Raw genomic sequence first — 17,951 nt, 5'->3', positions numbered from 1 at the left:
ATGAGATATTTTTGATTTATGGCTTATAAGAAGTAGCAAATTTCAAAAATACCCCAAATTTTTTACACAAAATACACCTAAGATTCATTTTTGTTGACTTTTGGTCATTAAAAATAAGGCGGGATAAAGAAAACTGGTCATAATTTCTACCCTTCTCTGCCTTTTTCAGACAAATGACATATTTAGTTTACACAATTTCGGAAATTCATCTCACCACTAACACTCTTTCCTATGGACGAACAGCTCCTTGATTCATTATCCACCGCCGTACCTGGCGCGTTAACGGATTCTCTGGCAGCTCTTGGTGCCGGTCTTGCACAGACAAACATACAGGCTGCAGACACTCTTCTGACGACCAACAATGTCTGGATGATGATCTGTACCGCGCTGGTATTTATTATGCACCTGGGTTTTGCCTCTGTCGAATCTGGTTTCACACAGGCCAAAAACACGGTTAATATCTTGTTTAAAAATACCCTTACCCCTGCGATTGGGCTTATCACCTACGCACTCTTTGGGTTTGCGCTCATGTATCCCAAAGAATTGGGTGATGCATTCAACGGATTCCTGGGGTTTGCTGGTTTTGGGCTAAGTTTACCTGAAGCTGGTACCACAACCGAATATAACGGTGGTTATACCTATTGGACCAACTTCCTGTTCCAGGGTATGTTTGCCGCTACTGCTGCTACCATCGTTTCCGGTGCAGTTGCAGAGCGTATAAAAATCTCCAGCTACCTGATCTTCACGACTTTATTTGTAGGCCTGGCCTATCCGATTATCGGCTCCTGGAAATGGGGCGGCGGTTTCCTCGACGGACTGGGCTTTTATGATTTTGCAGGCTCTACCCTGGTACATTCCATCGGTGGATGGGGCGCTTTGGCTGGTATCATGCTCGTAGGTGCCCGAATCGGCAAATATAAAGACGGAAAAGTCAACGATTTTCCTGGCTCCAGCGTCCCGCTCGCAGTCATTGGTGTATTTTTGCTTTGGCTGGGCTGGTTTGGATTTAACGGAGGAAGCGTACTTTCTGCGGCTCCCGGTGCCACTTCCCTGGTATTGGTAAATACCTGCCTGGCGGCGGCGGCAGGTGGTATTGGTGGCGTGATTACCGCAAGGTTCATGTTCAACCGCCTCGACCTTGGTATGGCACTTAATGGTATCCTTGCCGGTCTGGTAGGTATTACTGCCGGTGCTGACCTGATGTCTCCTTACGAGTCTATGCTCATCGGTGTTCTCGCAGGTGGCCTGGTAGTACTGTCAGCAGTAGGTCTTGACAAATTGAAACTTGACGACTGTGTAGGCGCCGTTTCTGTTCACCTCACTTGTGGTATCTTTGGTACACTTGTAGTAGGTATTTTCGGTGCAAAAGCAGGTATTGATCAATTTATCAACCAGCTCATAGGTGTAGCAGTATGCGGTGCAGCTGCGTTTTCTTTCGCTTTTCTGGTATTCTTTGTACTCAAAAAAGTATGGGGAATCAGGGTTTCTCCCGAGCACGAAGCTTCCGGTCTGGACAGCCACGAGCACGGTATCAGAGGGTACACGATCATTTACGAAGAATAGATTTCTTAGACAGAGTTGCCGGTTGAACAACCAGCCGGTAACTCTTTTTCTCTTTCGCATTTATTCCTGACTGTATGGTTTCGGTCAGTGACTATCAAAAGCTTTATTTTTTTTCTGCAAAACACTCTTTCCTGATCTGCAAGTTTACGGTAGTATGATAAGCTTCTCTACCCCTGAGGCTATGATCATCTTTATTCAATCCAACAAACTTTAACTCAAATGAAAAAGTCAGGACTTACCCTTATTGTATCTCTTTTTGCAGGAATTTCCCTGCTCTTTGGGCAGGAAGAAGAAGAAAAACTCCAGATTTCCGGCTCAGTGGATACCTATTATAAATATGATTTCTCAGGAACAGGCAATATTCCGACCAGCTTTGGCGACGAGCAAAACTCCGTTTCTATCGGTATGATCGACCTAAAACTGGAAAAAACAACTGGAAAAGCTTCTTTTACCGGAGAAATTTCCTTTGGTCCTCGCAATGCTGGTTCCGTAGGCCCAGGGCCGCTCCGCACCACTGTCGGTGATGGAGAAAATGCCGTCGATATTCCGGCTTATGCACCCAATATTCAGAACCTCTATGTGTCCTATGCCTTCACCGACAAATTTTCTGTTACCGGTGGGTATATGGGAACATTCGTAGGCTACGAAGTCATTGCTCCCACAGGCAACTTCAACTATTCCACTTCTTATCTTTTTACCAACGGCCCTTTCCAGAATGCAGGCGTAAAACTCAACTATAACTTCAGCGACAAGTTTGGCGTTATGGTTGGCGCATTTAACCCGTGGAACGTCTACACCGCTGACCCTGAAATCGGCCCTACCAGCATCGGTGCCCAGGTATTTGTTGCTCCTGTTGAAGGATGGAATGTTTATGCCAATTTCCTCGACGGCTCAAACGGTACCATTGCAGACCTTACCACGACCTTTGAAGTATCAGATGCCCTCATGCTCGGCTTAAATGCCGCCACCTACTCCGCCGGTGGTGATACTGCTGCAACTTTTGCAGGGGCTGCCGCTTATATCAACTATGCCGTAAAAAATAATGTTTCGCTCGGCCTGAGATATGAGCATTTCCGCTCCAACGCTACCGCTGGTATCCTCAGTGAAACAGAAGACGCCAACGTAAATGCAATCACGTTTTCCGCTAATATCTCAGGTGGCTCGCTCACCCTTATTCCTGAAGTTCGCTACGATATGGCCAGCCAGTCCATTTTTGTGGATGGCAACGGCGCAGCAACAAAGTCAGCAGCACAGGTACTCATTGCTGCTGTATATGCTTTCTGATTTCTAAACTCAGTTCCTAAGTGGGAGGCTGTCATTTATTGGCAGCCTCTTTTTTATTCTGCCGGCCGTATCCGCCCGTTTCGCCCCTGCCGCACCCGCTGATAGGCCTCCTGTTCTGACTGGGTCTTCCTTTTTCTCCGCGGCGAATATTGAGCCCACTTGTTGGGATGTTTTTTCAATTTGGGGCTTGCCGGTGTATAATGTGGCACTTCAGTTGGTTTCGCTGAAGGTTCTTCGGCTTCCCTTGCTGCCCACTGTTTGTAATTGTTTAGCTGCCGGAGTTTCGCCGACTTTGCCTGGCTTCCTGTTTCCTGCCCCAAATGGACCTGTACAGAGAGCAAGGCTACCAGTAACGTTGCCAGTAGTCTCATCATGTCCTTTTTAATCAGTCTTCAAATATTTTGCTAACTTTAAAGTCAGCTGGATATACAATTTATGAATTTGATCCGAAGATTTATCATACTTATTACGCTGATTGTCTGCTTCGATATAATTTTTGGCCAGAGCAGGCTGAACGACATCGCTTTGTATGACATCCGAGAGCAACCTGTTTCGCTTCAGCTCATAAACAAATACAAAGCCACAGTGTTTTTCTTTCTTTCACCCGATTGCCCGCTTTGTGAAAATTACTCCCTTACCATCAGCAATCTGAGACGCGAATTTTCAGAAAATGCAGTAAGTTTTATCGGAATATTTCCCGGCAAATACTACGAAAAAATAGAAATACAGTCCTTTATGGGCAAATACCATCCGCCGGTAAAGGTGCTGCTTGACCCCGATCTTTCCCTGACCTGCTTCCTCGGGGCAAACGTTACCCCTGAAGCCTTTGTCGTAAATGATCAGGGCAAAATCTTATACCAGGGAAAAATTGATAACTGGATCGCTGCGCTGGGCAAACACCGCACGGTCACGACCCGATTTTTTCTCCGGGATGCTCTGATCGCTATTCTTGCGGGAAAACCTGTTACCGTATCCCAAACTGAAGCTATCGGCTGTCTGATCGAATAATATGCAGATGCGATTACTGATATTTTCCGGCTTTTGCGCTGTTTTCTCCCTGTGGTTTATATCAGGATGTGATTCCGGTGAAAATAGAAATCCGGCTGAAAACCGCGATTTACGCCTTCCCGATACTGTTACCTTCAGCGAACACATTGCACCGCTGATTCACCAAAATTGTACTCCCTGCCATCGCCCGGGCAGTGCAGGGCCTTTCCCCCTTATCACCTACCGCGACGTCGCAAGAAAAGCAAAAATGATCGCACAGGTTACCCGAACCCGGTTTATGCCTCCCTGGCCCGCTGATCCTGATTACCGCCATTTTCAGGGGGAAAAACGCTTATCTCAATACGAAATCGATCTGCTGGATAAATGGCTGAATCAGGGCCGTCTTTTGGGCGAATCTTCCCTCATTCCTCCCCTGCCCCATTATCCAGATGGCTCTCAACTCGGCGAACCTGATCTCGTCATCGAAATGGAAAAACCATTTGCCATCGCAGGCGACAATCTGGACCGGTTTCTTTTCATGAAAATTCCCTACGAGATTCCGACAGACACCTTCATCCGGCTCATAGAGTTTGTGCCGGGAAATGCAGAAGTCGTCCACCATATGAACGGGCACCTGATCAGCTATGAATATGGGGCCAAACGCGATGTTTTTGAAGGAGATCGATATGTTGACAGGGAAAAAGTACCGGTGGAAATTGCCTATCCTCAACTCGGCCTGCTCAATGACGATAAGACCTACCCCACGCTGACTCCACTGGTGTGCAGTTATCTGCCCGGAGTTACGCCGCCCGTATATCCTGAAGATATCGGTGGTTACCAAATGAAGCGAAAAGGGGCAATGTTGCTCAATGATATGCATTACGGGCCTTCGGCAACGGATACTTTTGACCGCTCGCGTTTTAATGTGTTTTTTGCCAAAAAGCCCCCCAAACGCCCTACAATGGAAATTCAGCTGGGCACCCTGGGTATTTCGGACATCGTGCCGCCACTGGTGATTCCTCCCGATACGGTGATGACTTTTACCACCCGCGCGGTCATTCAACACGATATCTCCCTGCTTACCCTCAATCCCCATATGCATTTACTGGGAAAATCATTCCTTGCGTATGCGATCACGCTTGAAGGAGATACCATTCCACTGATTCGCATTCCGGAGTGGGATTTTCGCTGGCAGTTTTATTATACGTTTGAAAAAATGTTGAAAATTCCCCGGGGGGCAGTGATCTGTGTCGAAGCGACATTTGACAACACGTCCGAAAATCCCTACAACCCTTTTGACCCGCCGCAAACGGTAGCCGAAAGAGACGGAAGCATGCGCACGACAGACGAAATGCTGCAGTTTATTATTACGTATGTCCCCTATCAGGCAGGCGACGAAAATATCAGCCTGAGCGGCGGGGTGCTAGATTAAATGTTGGGTGTTGGTTGTTGGCTGTTGGTTGTTGGGTGTTGGCGGTTGGGTGTTGGTTGTTGGCTGTTGGCGGTTGGGTGTTGGCGGTTGGGTGTTGGCGGTTGGGGGTTGGGTGTTGGGTGTTGGCTTTTGAGAGTCTGTTTGCTAAACGGTGTCATGAAAATTGATTTCTCACAACATCTGATGCCTGTAGCCACCTTAATGAAATTCTTGGCTTTAAGAACACCATGCGTATGTCAGCTGCAGGTTTCGGGCGGTGTGTTGATGGGTTTTTGAAAGCGAAAACTGGCTGCCAGCACCAATGTTTATTAATTGCTTTCGGCCCGGCGGATTTCTACTCGCGCCATCCGCCCCCTAACGCAAAACCCGCATTAGCAAATGTTTTTATTCTATTCCTTCAACTTTCCATTCAGGGCTGTCAGCATTTTTAACAACATAAATTGTAATATCCTTAAATGCTTTGTCTCCCCTTACAGTCAGATTAATTGTCGCACTGCCATACTCACCGCTTGAGTCTGTTGCCTTTTGAATACTACCCGTTGGAATTAGTCCAAATCCTGTGATATTGCCTATTTCAGTTTTAAGATTATCGTCATTTATGAGATGTGTAGTTGCAACCAAATATGCGTCGGTGAATGGGATTACTGCAACCAAAATTGTCTGAACAAGCAAAACAAAAATGATGATTCCAATTCCGACTTTTTCAAGATTCGTTTTTTTCTTCTCTGTCGTTTTAATTTTAATTCTGTTGGATAGGAAGCCAATTACCCCAATGAACAAAAGTATCCAGCCAATTGATTTGCATTCCCAGAAGAAATAGATTCCAATTAGTCTGCACAAGTATCCGTACAGCATGAATGTCAGTCCTGTGATTAGAACTGTCTTTGTGAATTTGTTAAGTTGTTTGAATATCTCCATAAAATGTTTGATAACGTTTTGGCCGCCTGGCTTTCGAGCGGGATTCAGAAGCGCTTCATCCGAAACGAGGGATACACAATTTGATCGAAACACAAAGCTTGACTTAACCAATGAACCGCCACTTTTGGGCAGGTGTTGTTATCAGAGGTTTTCTATTCATAGTTTGTAATATTTTCTCTCTGCAAAAGTGTAACTTCCTTCTGTATTATCTGGTATTTGGTCTTGCGTTTTTTTTATGTTTGAGATTGTTATTCTTCCATGTTCATCGATTGAAAAATCATAACTCCACAATGAATGTGTATTTATTGTTTTCTCGTTTATCCCGTGATAGGTAGTGTATTTTTCAACGGAGTACAAAGAAACTGCACTAAAAAGTCGTTCCCTGGCATCTAAATTCCATATTTCGTGATTAACGAATTCTCGTTGTTCGCCCCAACTTGTTTGTCCGCCAATATAGTCTCCTAATCCAAAAGGTTTCGTGTATGTCCACGTAATATGTATTTCTTTCATTCCTTTTCCGTCAATTTGTATTTGATCAATTTGACAAGTGTTAGAGTGGAATTTATTGTCAGTCCAGGATAAAAAAAGTGTGTCTATGGAATTTTTATTCTCAAATATTATGTATCGCTTCATTATAATATCGACTTGTTCGAAAATTACTTGAATAGTACTGTCAGTAGTTGAACCTACATGATGCACCAGCTTATGTCCTGATAACTGTCCAAAAGTCAGCGAAAGATTTAGTGTGAATACTATTGATAATACAACTCGTATCATTTATTCTGTCATTTTATAATACTGCCCTACGGCAATGAAAGAAGTGTAGCTTTGGATCAATGGATATAATTTCTTGCATTTTGTTATGCACATTTATTTTAGCTGAATGATTCGTTCTTCAATGTTTGCAGAGCCTTCAGATTTCACTTCTTTAGTTTCTATACTGTATGTTGTCCAGCCAGTTCCACCATGAATTCTTGATGCAGTCCAAACTTCGTTAGTTAATTCTGGTAATGTGCTAATGTCCGGCATTTGATCTCCGAAAGTTCCGATCTTATCCAGGTATTGATAGGTTGCATTTTTCAATTGTTCAGCGTTGACAACTTGATGCATTCTGATGACGCAATTATCATCTTCTTCATTAAGCTCGTCAAGACTGAGAGTAACGTCTACATCAAAAGGATCCCCACCAAAGTTATTTGCAAATTGCATTTGACCGGTAACCTTTTCGTTCAAAGTATATGCCCCTCCATGAAAAGTATAAAATTGTAGTGCGTCCTTAATTGCATTTGCTTCAATTGCTGCTTTGCTGTTATAAATTGCCATGGATTGATCGATGATTTTATCAGCTCCTGGCACTTTTTTAAGTTCCTTTCTCAAAGATTTCATAGCCTTATCCATGTAATCTCTTACTTCTTCCCAGTTGAGAACTTCTTGCACAGCTCCGAATTCATCTGTTCTGATAATTACAGAAATATCCTCAGCGGCTTTTGAAATCTTTTTTACTAGCTCATTATCGGTATGTATGTCATAATTTTTATAGAACCATTCAATCGTGTAGCTACTTTCGGTCGAATCTTTAACAGTCACATCAATCTCATACTTTATCATCATTCTAAATGTTGTGTCTTGATCTTTGATTTTATACGTTTCATAAGACACATCATAAGATTGTTTATCGCCCACACGCCAATAACCTACGATTTGAGCAGATGAATCTGACATGTTGATTTGGCAATAAGAAAGTTGAATGGTTATTGCCGTTATGAGTACAGTTAGGGTGATTTTCATTCTTATCATTTTGTGGATAACGCCCAAGCTACCCGCCGTGCTGACCAAAGGGAAGCATGGCGTGGTGTAGCTGATGTTATGGGACTTTTTCTTTTTTCATTACTCAATTTCCAATTCAATTAATTTGTATTTCTGTGGTCCATTAAATTCTCTCAGTTCATACAATATGATTCGTCTTTTTCCTATTTTTTCCAAAAAATATTTGGGAATGGAAACAATATTTTTATAATAATTTCCTTCCAGGGAATTTTGAAACAAACCTATTTCATTTCCTTCTTTATCTACCATTTTGACATAATGCGGAATTCCACCGAAACATCCTCCAAAATAGATTTTTATTTCTTTATCTATTGCGCTTAATCGAACTTTTATTCCTTCATTGTTTAACCCCAAATTATTAGCTACTTCATTACTTTTATGTAGTAGTTGATTATCAATATAAACTTGCCAATTATCAATTGTATCAGGGTTTTGAGCTACTTTAATTATTTCGGAACCATGAACATTTCCGATTTGAATGATCAAAAATATTATCGTTAAATGTCTCATTTTGGAGTTGTTTTTTTTTCATGTCCTATAACATCCCAATATCCGTATCCACCTCTTGCGTTTATTCCCCTATCACCCCAACCCAATATCCTCTCTTTTACTCAGATTTACAAGTATCGGACGGAGGCGCTGTTGGGTGTTGGCTGTTGGGTGTTGGGTGTTGGGTGTTGGTGCGCACGAAAACTTAGTTGTTTTACATGCAGCACTTTCAGCTCTCATAACGTTTTCAGGAAAAACAATTGAAATTGATATGAAGCGCAGCGTTTGGGAAATCATTACCCTGGTTTTGGTTCTGTTTGCCAGCGGGTGCTCGCAAGATGGAGGGGAGCCGCTACAACCATACGCTAAGGTTGCGAAACCCATTCTTCAGGGAGAGCAGACCTCTCAGGGCATACGACTCCATTGGGGTTGGGTGAAATTTGATCTTCCGGAAAATAAGCAGGTAGATCCGGAAGCTTTTTATGTGCTGTTTTCATCAGAAAGCAGCCAGCCCAAAGAGGTAATCGCAACTTTGGGAACAAGTGAAAACACCTTTTTATTTGAAAATCCCGAACCGGGCAAAACTTACTATTTTGCTATCCGGGCAATCAACGGTACTTCGGAGGCTGCGGTTTCGCAGACGATCATGATCCAGCAAAACAGTACCCCGGCCATCACTCCGCTGGTAGAAAACCAGGATATCTCCCGTTCGTGGGGAAGCTGGTCTCCGCAAGGAGATAAAGTAGCCTTTCAGGCAGACCTCCCGGGCCCCATTACAAGCGCTGACGCCTTACAGGGCATTTATATTTACGACCTGAATCAAAAAACAGAAACTCTTGTTTCTATAGGTAAAGCGCCACACTGGTCTCCGGCTGGTGATAAAATTGTGTTTTACGGGCCGTCTGCCAGTCCGGGATCGCTCTCCAACGGGCCAGGCCACATTCATATCTTCGATCGTACTTCACAAACTGTTGCAACAATTACCCAGGGCGATTCATCCGACCTTCTCCCGGTCTGGTCGCCTGACAACCAATGGATTGCCTTTTTGTCCAACCGCCTCGGAAGTGCTGTCTATCAGATATGGAAAATACCCGCAGGGTACAATTCCGCCTACAACCCTACAAAAATCGTCAATCACGAGGTGTTGGGAAGTTTTTTCGCAGAAATCGAAGACCAGTATCCCGGACGACCTGCATGGGGACCGGGAGCCGATGAACTTACCTACAGCAGACCCGAAGGTTATCTCCGGCAGTTATTCCGCATTTCATCATCAGGCGGGGCGGAAGTCCTTGTACTACCATCTCAATGGAATGATTACAGCCCGGCTTATTCCCCCGACAGACAAAAACTCGCATTCATCAGTGACCGCACCGGCAGCCCGACCATCTGGATCATGAACATGACCGACGGCAGCCTTCGCCAACTCACTGACCGTTCACTGACAAAGCCGGAACCCTTCGGGCTTGAGTGGGCACCAGATGGCTCCAAAATTCTATATTCTGCGAAATATCCTTCCGGAAAAGCCGGGCTATTTGTCGTTGAAACAAACTAAACCATTTCCAATATTTTCCGAAGAGTATTGAGGCCCATTTTCCTGCCACAAAGAATTAATACAACGGTTTTGCCCTTATAGCGGTCAGGCTGCTGAAGCAAAGAGGCAACAGAAAGTGCGGCGGCTCCCTCTACCATCATATAATGTTTTTCGAGAAGCAACCGCAAACCATGGGCTATTTCCTCCTCCGAAACCAACTGGTAATCGTCAACATATTGCCGGCACAAATCAAAAGTAATGCTGCCCGCCTCCAATCCGCCTGCCGTACCGTCTGATAAGGTGGGCAGAGAAGGTATATCCAAAATTTCTCCGGCTTTAACGGATTCATACATCACGGCGGAGTTTTCAGGCTGACAGCCGATGATTTCTGTATTGGGCGAAACCGTTTTCAAATATCCGGCAATTCCCGCAATCAGTCCTCCCCCACCGACCGGCACAAGCACCGCATCCATATCGGGAACCTGTTGAAATAATTCCAGCCCAATCGTGCCCTGCCCCCCGATGATCTGCGGATCGTTGTACGGCGAAACAAAAGGTACATCAATCGCCGCAGCCATAGCTCTGGCGTGGTTTTCGGTTTCCACAGAGTCTTCCCCCCAAAACGCCAGTTCGGCATGGTAGAGTTTCATCATTTCGACTTTGGTGGGCGCGGCATTTTCGGGAAGATAAATCGTCGCTTTACAACCCGTCTTTGCAGCTATATAAGCGAGGGCAGAACCATGGTTGCCGGTCGAAGCCGTAATTACGCCCCGTTCTTTTTCCTCCGGGGACAGAGACAAAATTTTATTTGCAGCGCCCCGAAGTTTGAAGGAACCGGTAATCTGCATATGCTCCGTTTTCAGCCAGACATTGGCTCCGGTCATTTGACTCAGCCATGGAGAAAACTCCACATGCGTATTGAGTATCCAGGGACGGATACGATTTTCTGCGGCGATAACTTCCTCATAAACTTTCATAGAGTGAAAATAATTCTTTTTTTCAGATGTATATTTTCAAATAAATTTGTGATATGAATAACCGCGTGCTGAAAGTCCATCCCGCCGACAACGTTATCGTTGCACTGGCAGATTTATCCGAAGGGGAAAAAGTAACCTATATGGCAGAAAGTTTTGTCATACGGGAAAAAATTCAGGTAAAACACAAATTTGCTGCAAAGGATTTTAATGTCGGAGACCCGATCTATATGTATGGGGTTCTTGTAGGAAAGGCTGTGATGCCGATTCCTGCGGGAGGCCTGCTTTCCACAGAAAATGTCAAACATTCCTCCAGTGAATACAAACTCGGCAAACGGCGCACCGAATGGCACGTACCCGACGTAACCCGTTGGCAGAATGCGACATTTATGGGCTACCACCGGAGCGACGGAAAAGTAGGCACTGCCAACTATTGGCTCGTGATTCCAATGGTCTTTTGTGAAAACCGCAATGTGCAGGTGCTCAAAGAAATGTTGGTGGACGAACTCGGTTATGGTGCAAAAAAAGATTACAACCTCGATGTAAAATCGCTCAAACGTATGTATGAGAGCGGAGCTTCAGCTGAAGCAATGCTGGAGGCCAATATTCATCTTTCCCCCGAGCAGTCACGGGCGAATCGTTTTTTCCCGAATGTAGACGGAATCAAATTCCTCACCCACGAAGGCGGATGTGGCGGAACACGTCAGGACTCTCAGGCACTGTGCGCACTGCTCGCAGGATATATCACCCATCCCAACGTCGCAGGGGCAACCATACTCAGTCTTGGCTGTCAGAATGCACAGGTCAAAGACCTTGAAGCAGCGATTGCCAAAATTTCTCCCGCATTTGACAAACCCCTTTATATCTACGAACAGCAGAAAAGCCGCTCCGAAGAAAGCCTGATCAGCCAGGCACTGAAACAAACCTTCGTAGGACTAACAAAGGCAAATGAACTCCGTCGCGCACCTGCACCGCTGAGCAAACTCGTCATTGGCCTGGAATGCGGAGGTTCCGATGGTTTTTCCGGTATTTCTGCAAATCCGGCCATCGGCCATACGGCAGATCTGATTGTAGCTTTGGGAGGAACGGCGGTTTTGTCAGAGTTTCCCGAACTTTGTGGAGTAGAGCAGGAACTTTCCGATCGCTGTGTGGATGAAGCAACCGCAGAAAAATTTATTCACCTGATGCGGAGATATAATGCTGCAGCAGAAGCCGTAGGTTCGGGTTTTGACATGAACCCCTCTCCCGGCAATATCCGAGATGGGTTGATTACAGACGCGATCAAATCAGCGGGAGCGGCAAAAAAGGGAGGAACTTCACCCGTTACAGATGTACTCGATTATACAGAGCAGGTAACAAAACCAGGCTTAAATCTACTTTGCACTCCAGGCAATGATGTAGAATCGACCACTGCCCTGACAGGTTCAGGCGCGAATATTACCCTGTTTACCACAGGTCTTGGCACGCCGACCGGCAACCCGATTGCACCCGTCATAAAAGTAGCATCCAATACCATGTTGTACAACCGGATGCCCGATATCATCGATATCAATACAGGGACGATTATATCCGGAGAGGATACCATTGAAACCAAGGGAGCAGAGATTCTGGATTATATCATCAAGGTCGCCAGCGGCGAAGCACTTCCTCAGGCGGTACGCCTGGGTCAGGATGATTTTATCCCCTGGAAAAGAGGGATCTCTTTATAGATTCGGAAGCTACAAATTCCATTACCGCAGGAAATAAAAAGACACCTGCCACACTGAAAATTAAAATCAGCATGCCCGCTTTTTGCGTTCCGGATTTCTGTGCAGGGGCAGTTTTTTCCTTTTCACTATGAGCAATTACTTTATCTGAAGTAATCATTTCGGCAGCAGAGTGATTGCTGATATCCGTGAGGCTGGATTTCGCCGAAGTTTGCTGTGCATCAATGGCGGGAGATTTTGCTACAGGGCCAGCAAACATATAGGTAGCCGTAAGAATGAGCAAAACAACAGAAGCAATAGATTTAAGCGCTGTCATAATGGTGGTGGATTAGAGCAAGTGATAAATCTAAGCTAAGAAACAATTTTGATTTGACCAATTGCGAATGAATATACGTGTGTATATCCTGAACAACCGTGTACACGGCACGACGCTTTTGATGTAAAATCCACCGAAAAACCCCTAGCTTTACGGTGAGTTTCACAACGTATGGATAAATCAATACCTCAGTTGAAAGATTACTCCGGCAAAGATTTGGTTCGGGATGTATGGCTGTACATCCGAAAGTACCGGAGTGCATTTACAATAGGTACGATACTGGCGATTATAGCCAGTGCGCTCTGGCTGATTATCCCCTGGGCGATCGGAGAGATTATTTCCTTTGCTTCAACTTATAATCCTGGGGAAAAAACTACTCCTGCATGGAATCTGATGGGCATCATTGCGCTCTCCGCTCTGGGCTATTACAGCGGCCTGGAGATTGCCCGTTACCTGATCTATAATGTTGCTGAAAAAGCTGCCGTTGCACTCCAGCTCAGAACGATCGAACATGTAGTAAACCTCGATCTTCACTGGCATGAAGGGCAGTCCAGCGGTCGCAAACTCAAACGAATCAGCAGGGGCGGCACCAGTCTCAATAGTCTGATACGAATGTTTGTCGATCACGCGATCGATAGTACGGTGGGATTAATCGGCATTACTTTCGTGTTTTTTGCCTTGAGCTGGGAGCTCAACCTAATCCTGATTCTGTTTTTTGTCACCCATTACTGGCTTTCGACCCGGCTTACCCAACTCGCCAAAGACCAATCAAAAGTCGTCAACGGGATGGAAGATACTTTTTACAGTATGCAGTTTGAAGTGCTGAATAGTATCGTAACCATCAAAACTATCGGTCTGGGAAAATCGATGATCGCGCATCTTGCCGTTCATTCCCAAAATCTGCTTGAAGCGCTCAGGCACCGCATTTTTTTGTTCCGCACCCGATTGGCTGCACTTGGGCTTCATCAGCAATTTTTCCGCCTGGCAATCATCGGGTTTTCTGTCTGGGAAGTATTACAGGGTAGATTTGCTGTTGGGATTATTGCACAGGTATTTTTTTATTTCAGCAAAATAGAATCCGCTGCATCCAGGTTTTCAGACATGTACCACCAGTATATGATGGCGCAGATAGACCTGATGGGCGTCAACGAAATTCTGAAGGAAGAACCTGTCGTTGAAACAACCGGAACGCAAGATTTCCCCATAAACTGGCAGTCACTTCACATTCGCGACCTGAATTTTTGCTATGAACAAAAGCAGGTACTGGAAAATATTCACCTCACGATCCGGCGGGGCGAAAAGATCGGAATTGTGGGTGCTTCGGGTGAAGGGAAAACCACACTTTTCAAAATCATGCAGGGGCTGTACGAAGATTATGAAGGATTTATCGGATTTGACGATATGTCCATTAAAGATATTCGCCGCGCATCATACACCCGGCATATAGGCGTAGTTTTACAGGAGACCGAGCTTTTCAATTTCTCCATCAGAGATAATATCACATTGGGTATTACGCCAGATAAAGAAGGCGAAATGCGTTTTGCGGAAGCCATTCGCATTGCCAGGGTGGATGAATTTGCCAACCGGCATGCGTTGGGACTTGATACCCTGATCGGAGAAAAAGGTATCCGCTTGTCAGGTGGAGAAAAACAGCGATTGGGCATTGCCAGAGCCATTTACCGGCATCCCGATATACTTTTTCTGGATGAAGCGACTTCCCATCTCGACAATGAATCAGAAGGTAAAATCCAGGTAGCCCTTCACCAACTATTTCAGGGAATTACAGCTATTGTCATCGCACACCGGCTTTCGACCCTGAAAGATATGGATCGGATCCTTGTAATCCAGGGGGGACAAATCGTTGAAGCAGGTGATTATGAAAGCCTTAGCAGAAAAAATGGTATATTCTCGGAAATGCTACAACAAAATGAAGTTTAATATCCATCGGAAACACGGATTTTTTCGTTGATATAAGTACGCAACTAAAACGATCGTTACCTATTTCCATTAGCATGAACAGACGATTTACACTTCTATTGATCCTTGGACTTGTGCCCTTCTTCACTCCTGCGCAATCCATTGACAATCAGCAAATAGCCAGGCAGATACAGGCATACAAAACCGATATCCGGGGGCCATACCGCGACATTCGCTGGTTTTGCAACGATGGGGAAATCCGCATGCCGAAAGACCCTTGTCCCGACAATCCCGGAGGCGTTCAGCGCGCCAGGTATAAGGAAGAGGTAATCGCATTGGGTAATAAAAACCATGTTTTCCTCGGCCAGATTCTTTCCAATACCGACTACACCGAATTTCTGGATGAGGCCCATAACCATTCCCGGCTCAAACAATACCAGCTCGAAAAATACCTGCGTGCCGCAGACAATGGCTGGATTCTACGCAAAGGACAGTTTTACCGCGGTGCGATTCAGGTGGAAGATGAGGAAGCCTGGGGAATAGATTTTTTTGATAAAAGTCTGGCGGAGAATGACTTCATCAATAAAAAATTCTTCCTTTTCAGGCAAGCAGTAAGGGATATTCCTCACGGAAAAGACGACAACCGCAAACAAAATATCCGGGCCGTTTCCAAAATCATTGCAGACGAATACACGGACTTTATGGACATCCGGGTCAAAATTCACAGTCAACCGGAGCCTTCGGACCTGGCGAAGGTACGTGCCTTCAGGGATGCCCACCGCAGCAAGCTTACACCGGAGCTGCTCAAACAATTTGATCAGCTCATTTCCGACATGAACAAGGCCTATCAGCCCATTAACCTGCGCACACTCAACCGCTACCTGCCAGCTATACCGGCAGGATCAGAAGCGCGGATTTCCCTGATCAACTTCATCAATGCCTATGCAGAAAAGCCCACAGGCCCTGAAAAAACTACCGCTATTGCCAAAGCTATTCTGGATATCCGGAAGTATATTCTTGAAATCGCTGATCCCAAAGCCCGTCTTGCCCTGTTTGATATGTCTGTTTTGCTCGAAGATGTGCTTTTTTCAGAAGTAAGCCGATGGGAGGCAAAAAACCTCGGAGAATCACTGGGCAGAATTGAGGCATTGAGCATGGCAGCAACAGGCTGTGGATTTTTGGAAATGTGGGAATGGGAAAAAATTTCCGAAGCATTTACGCCTGCCGAAGGCCGCCAGTCTATGGATATTCACGAGCTGATTGCCATTCTGGAATCTTCCCGCCGTGTGGTCGAATGGGGCGCAGGAATGACACGCGCCAATTTCCAGGACGTAGTATCACTTTACAGTGGTTTTGAGCCGCTGGCTCTTGGTTTCCAGGATGACCGCATTCGCTCATCCGTACTGCTTCCGCTGGGCCGCGAAGTAGGCAAACTCGGCGACCTGATTGCCGTTCAGGCCAATCTCTCCAATCAGGTGATGGGCATTTCCAATCAGGGACAGATTCGGGGCCTGAACCCGGGATTTGCTTTTGGCGAACTGGTGGTAGTAGGCGAAACAGCAGGAGAAATAGAAGTCTCCGCTGATAAAATCTACATTTTTCAGCGCCCGCCCGGGGATCTCAAGCCCGTTGCCGGAATTGCCACTGTCAGTGAGGGGAATATGGTTTCCCATGTGCAACTGCTCGCCCGTAACCTGGGCATCCCCAATGCAGTTGTATCGGATCAAAACCTCGCAGAACTTCGCAAGTTTTCGGGCAAAAAGGTTTTTTACGCGGTCTCCAACAAAGGGACCGTTATCCTCAAACTGGCCGATCAAATGACGGCGGAAGAGCGTAAGCTATTCGAAGTCAAACAGCGCAGTGAAGAAAAAATCAGGGTTCCGGTCGAGCGGATGGTACTTTCCCAAACCCAGATTCTCAACCTGAGAGCCGTTCGTTCCAATGATTCGGGCAAACTTTGCGGCCCAAAAGCTGCAAACCTCGGGCAACTCAAAGCCCTTTTCCCCGAAAATGTAGTAGAAGGCCTGGTGATTCCCTTTGGCATATTTCGCCAGCACATGGACCAGCTTATGCCAGACAACAAAATTTCCTACTGGAATTATGTATATGACCTTTTCTGGGAAGCCAATGAAATGCAGGGAATGGATTGCAGCGACAAAGACATTGAGACTTTTACCCTTCAGGGACTGGAAAAACTGCGCGAAGCGATCAAACAGATTCCCCTTAAACCTGAATTTGTGGAAGAAATGAAGCAAGGGTTCACATCGGTACTTGGCCAGCCGTTGGGAAAAATTCCGGTATTTCTCCGCAGCGATACCAATATGGAAGACCTTAAAGACTTTAGCGGTGCGGGCTTAAACCTGACCATTTTTAATGCGGTGGATGAGCAAAAAATTCTACAGGGTATAAGGGATGTCTGGGCATCGCCATATACCGAACGCAGCTACAAATGGCGGCAAAAATACCTGCTGAATCCCGAAAATGTCTATCCATCCATTCTGATTATTCCCAGCGTGGATGTGGATTACTCAGGGGTAATGATCACCAAAGGTATTGTGTCTGATAACATGGAAGACATCACAATAGCCTTCAGCAGAGGTGCAGGTGGCGCCGTTGATGGTCAGGCGGCAGAATCATACCTGATGGTGGCCAACGGCAAAAATATGCTCCTCTCCCCGGCACGTGAACCCGTATACAACCGACTGCCGGTCACAGGGGGAACAAAAAAGAATATTGCCACTTTTGAACAGCCTATTCTGAATGCCAGAAACCTCGGCGATATTCGCACCCTTTCTTCAGAAGTAAGAGAAAAACTACCCAAAACTCCCGGAATCGAAACCAACGGCCCGTTTGATGTAGAATTTGGATTCCTCAACAATAAACTATGGCTGTTTCAGGTACGGCCTTTTGTCGAAAACAAACGCGCCGCTGCCTCAGAGTATTTGTTGTCCATTACCCCAAAACTTCCTGAAAATCAAGCTGTTTCACTCAACACAACTCTTTAGTC

At 45.6% G+C, this 17,951-nt stretch carries 15 protein-coding genes; 8 read left to right on the top strand and 7 right to left on the bottom strand.

What is annotated here, in order from left to right; translation table 11 throughout:
- Positions 1 to 231 precede the first annotated feature (231 nt).
- Both R3D00_07630 and R3D00_07625 read left to right on the top strand, forming a co-directional pair.
- Positions 232 to 1,563 (top strand): ammonium transporter, encoded by a 1,332-nt coding sequence (locus R3D00_07630; GenBank protein MEZ4773036.1) that lies wholly within the window; start codon positions 232 to 234, stop codon positions 1,561 to 1,563.
- 219 nt (positions 1,564 to 1,782) lie between these two features.
- Positions 1,783 to 2,847: an outer membrane beta-barrel protein gene (locus R3D00_07625; GenBank protein MEZ4773035.1), complete on the top strand. Its 1,065-nt coding sequence runs from the start codon at positions 1,783 to 1,785 to the stop codon at positions 2,845 to 2,847.
- A gap of 53 nt (positions 2,848 to 2,900) precedes the next feature.
- Here R3D00_07625 and R3D00_07620 read toward each other — a convergent pair whose 3' ends face one another.
- On the bottom strand, positions 2,901 to 3,221 hold the full coding sequence (locus R3D00_07620; protein MEZ4773034.1) for a hypothetical protein: 321 nt from the start codon (positions 3,219 to 3,221) through the stop codon (positions 2,901 to 2,903).
- Between the two features lie 61 nt (positions 3,222 to 3,282).
- Here R3D00_07620 and R3D00_07615 point away from each other — a divergent pair, with 61 nt between their 5' ends.
- Positions 3,283 to 3,855 carry a redoxin family protein gene (locus R3D00_07615; protein MEZ4773033.1) on the top strand — a complete coding sequence of 191 codons (573 nt, stop codon included), beginning with the start codon at positions 3,283 to 3,285 and terminating at the stop codon, positions 3,853 to 3,855.
- A gap of 7 nt (positions 3,856 to 3,862) precedes the next feature.
- Positions 3,863 to 5,266 carry a cytochrome c gene (locus R3D00_07610; protein ID MEZ4773032.1) on the top strand — a complete coding sequence of 468 codons (1,404 nt, stop codon included), beginning with the start codon at positions 3,863 to 3,865 and terminating at the stop codon, positions 5,264 to 5,266.
- A gap of 384 nt (positions 5,267 to 5,650) precedes the next feature.
- Here R3D00_07610 and R3D00_07605 read toward each other — a convergent pair whose 3' ends face one another.
- The 4 genes from R3D00_07605 to R3D00_07590 form a co-directional block, all read right to left on the bottom strand.
- Positions 5,651 to 6,184 carry a hypothetical protein gene (locus R3D00_07605; protein MEZ4773031.1) on the bottom strand — a complete coding sequence of 178 codons (534 nt, stop codon included), beginning with the start codon at positions 6,182 to 6,184 and terminating at the stop codon, positions 5,651 to 5,653.
- A 156-nt stretch (positions 6,185 to 6,340) separates the two neighbouring features.
- Positions 6,341 to 6,961, bottom strand: coding sequence for a hypothetical protein (locus R3D00_07600; GenBank protein ID MEZ4773030.1), 621 nt, complete (start codon positions 6,959 to 6,961; stop codon positions 6,341 to 6,343).
- Positions 6,962 to 7,054: 93 nt separating this feature from the next.
- Positions 7,055 to 7,972, bottom strand: a complete 918-nt coding sequence (locus R3D00_07595; protein ID MEZ4773029.1) for a hypothetical protein — start codon at positions 7,970 to 7,972, stop codon at positions 7,055 to 7,057.
- Positions 7,973 to 8,071: 99 nt separating this feature from the next.
- Positions 8,072 to 8,521 (bottom strand): hypothetical protein, encoded by a 450-nt coding sequence (locus tag R3D00_07590; GenBank protein ID MEZ4773028.1) that lies wholly within the window; start codon positions 8,519 to 8,521, stop codon positions 8,072 to 8,074.
- Positions 8,522 to 8,771: 250 nt separating this feature from the next.
- On the opposite strand from R3D00_07590, the gene R3D00_07585 reads away from it, so the two are divergent.
- A complete protein-coding gene (locus R3D00_07585; GenBank protein MEZ4773027.1) occupies positions 8,772 to 10,052 on the top strand; it encodes a hypothetical protein in 1,281 nt (426 codons plus the stop codon).
- Here the strand turns inward: R3D00_07585 and R3D00_07580 are convergent.
- Positions 10,049 to 11,008, bottom strand: a complete 960-nt coding sequence (locus R3D00_07580) for a threonine/serine dehydratase (protein ID MEZ4773026.1) — start codon at positions 11,006 to 11,008, stop codon at positions 10,049 to 10,051. The genes R3D00_07585 and R3D00_07580 overlap by 4 nt on opposite strands.
- A gap of 53 nt (positions 11,009 to 11,061) precedes the next feature.
- Between R3D00_07580 and R3D00_07575 the strand changes: the two genes are divergently transcribed.
- Positions 11,062 to 12,714, top strand: coding sequence for an altronate dehydratase family protein (locus tag R3D00_07575; protein ID MEZ4773025.1), 1,653 nt, complete (start codon positions 11,062 to 11,064; stop codon positions 12,712 to 12,714).
- Here the strand turns inward: R3D00_07575 and R3D00_07570 are convergent.
- Positions 12,683 to 13,027 (bottom strand): hypothetical protein, encoded by a 345-nt coding sequence (locus tag R3D00_07570; protein ID MEZ4773024.1) that lies wholly within the window; start codon positions 13,025 to 13,027, stop codon positions 12,683 to 12,685. The genes R3D00_07575 and R3D00_07570 overlap by 32 nt on opposite strands.
- A gap of 171 nt (positions 13,028 to 13,198) precedes the next feature.
- Between R3D00_07570 and R3D00_07565 the strand changes: the two genes are divergently transcribed.
- Both R3D00_07565 and R3D00_07560 read left to right on the top strand, forming a co-directional pair.
- Positions 13,199 to 14,965 (top strand): ABC transporter ATP-binding protein, encoded by a 1,767-nt coding sequence (locus tag R3D00_07565; protein ID MEZ4773023.1) that lies wholly within the window; start codon positions 13,199 to 13,201, stop codon positions 14,963 to 14,965.
- 74 nt (positions 14,966 to 15,039) lie between these two features.
- Positions 15,040 to 17,949, top strand: coding sequence for a PEP/pyruvate-binding domain-containing protein (locus R3D00_07560; protein ID MEZ4773022.1), 2,910 nt, complete (start codon positions 15,040 to 15,042; stop codon positions 17,947 to 17,949).
- Positions 17,950 to 17,951 lie beyond the last annotated feature (2 nt).

Source organism: Bacteroidia bacterium (assembly GCA_041391665.1).
Lineage (GTDB): Bacteria > Bacteroidota > Bacteroidia > J057 > J057 > JAGQVA01.
The sequence above is the reverse complement of the archived record's forward strand: the minus strand, read 5'-3'. Positions and strand labels throughout refer to the sequence as shown.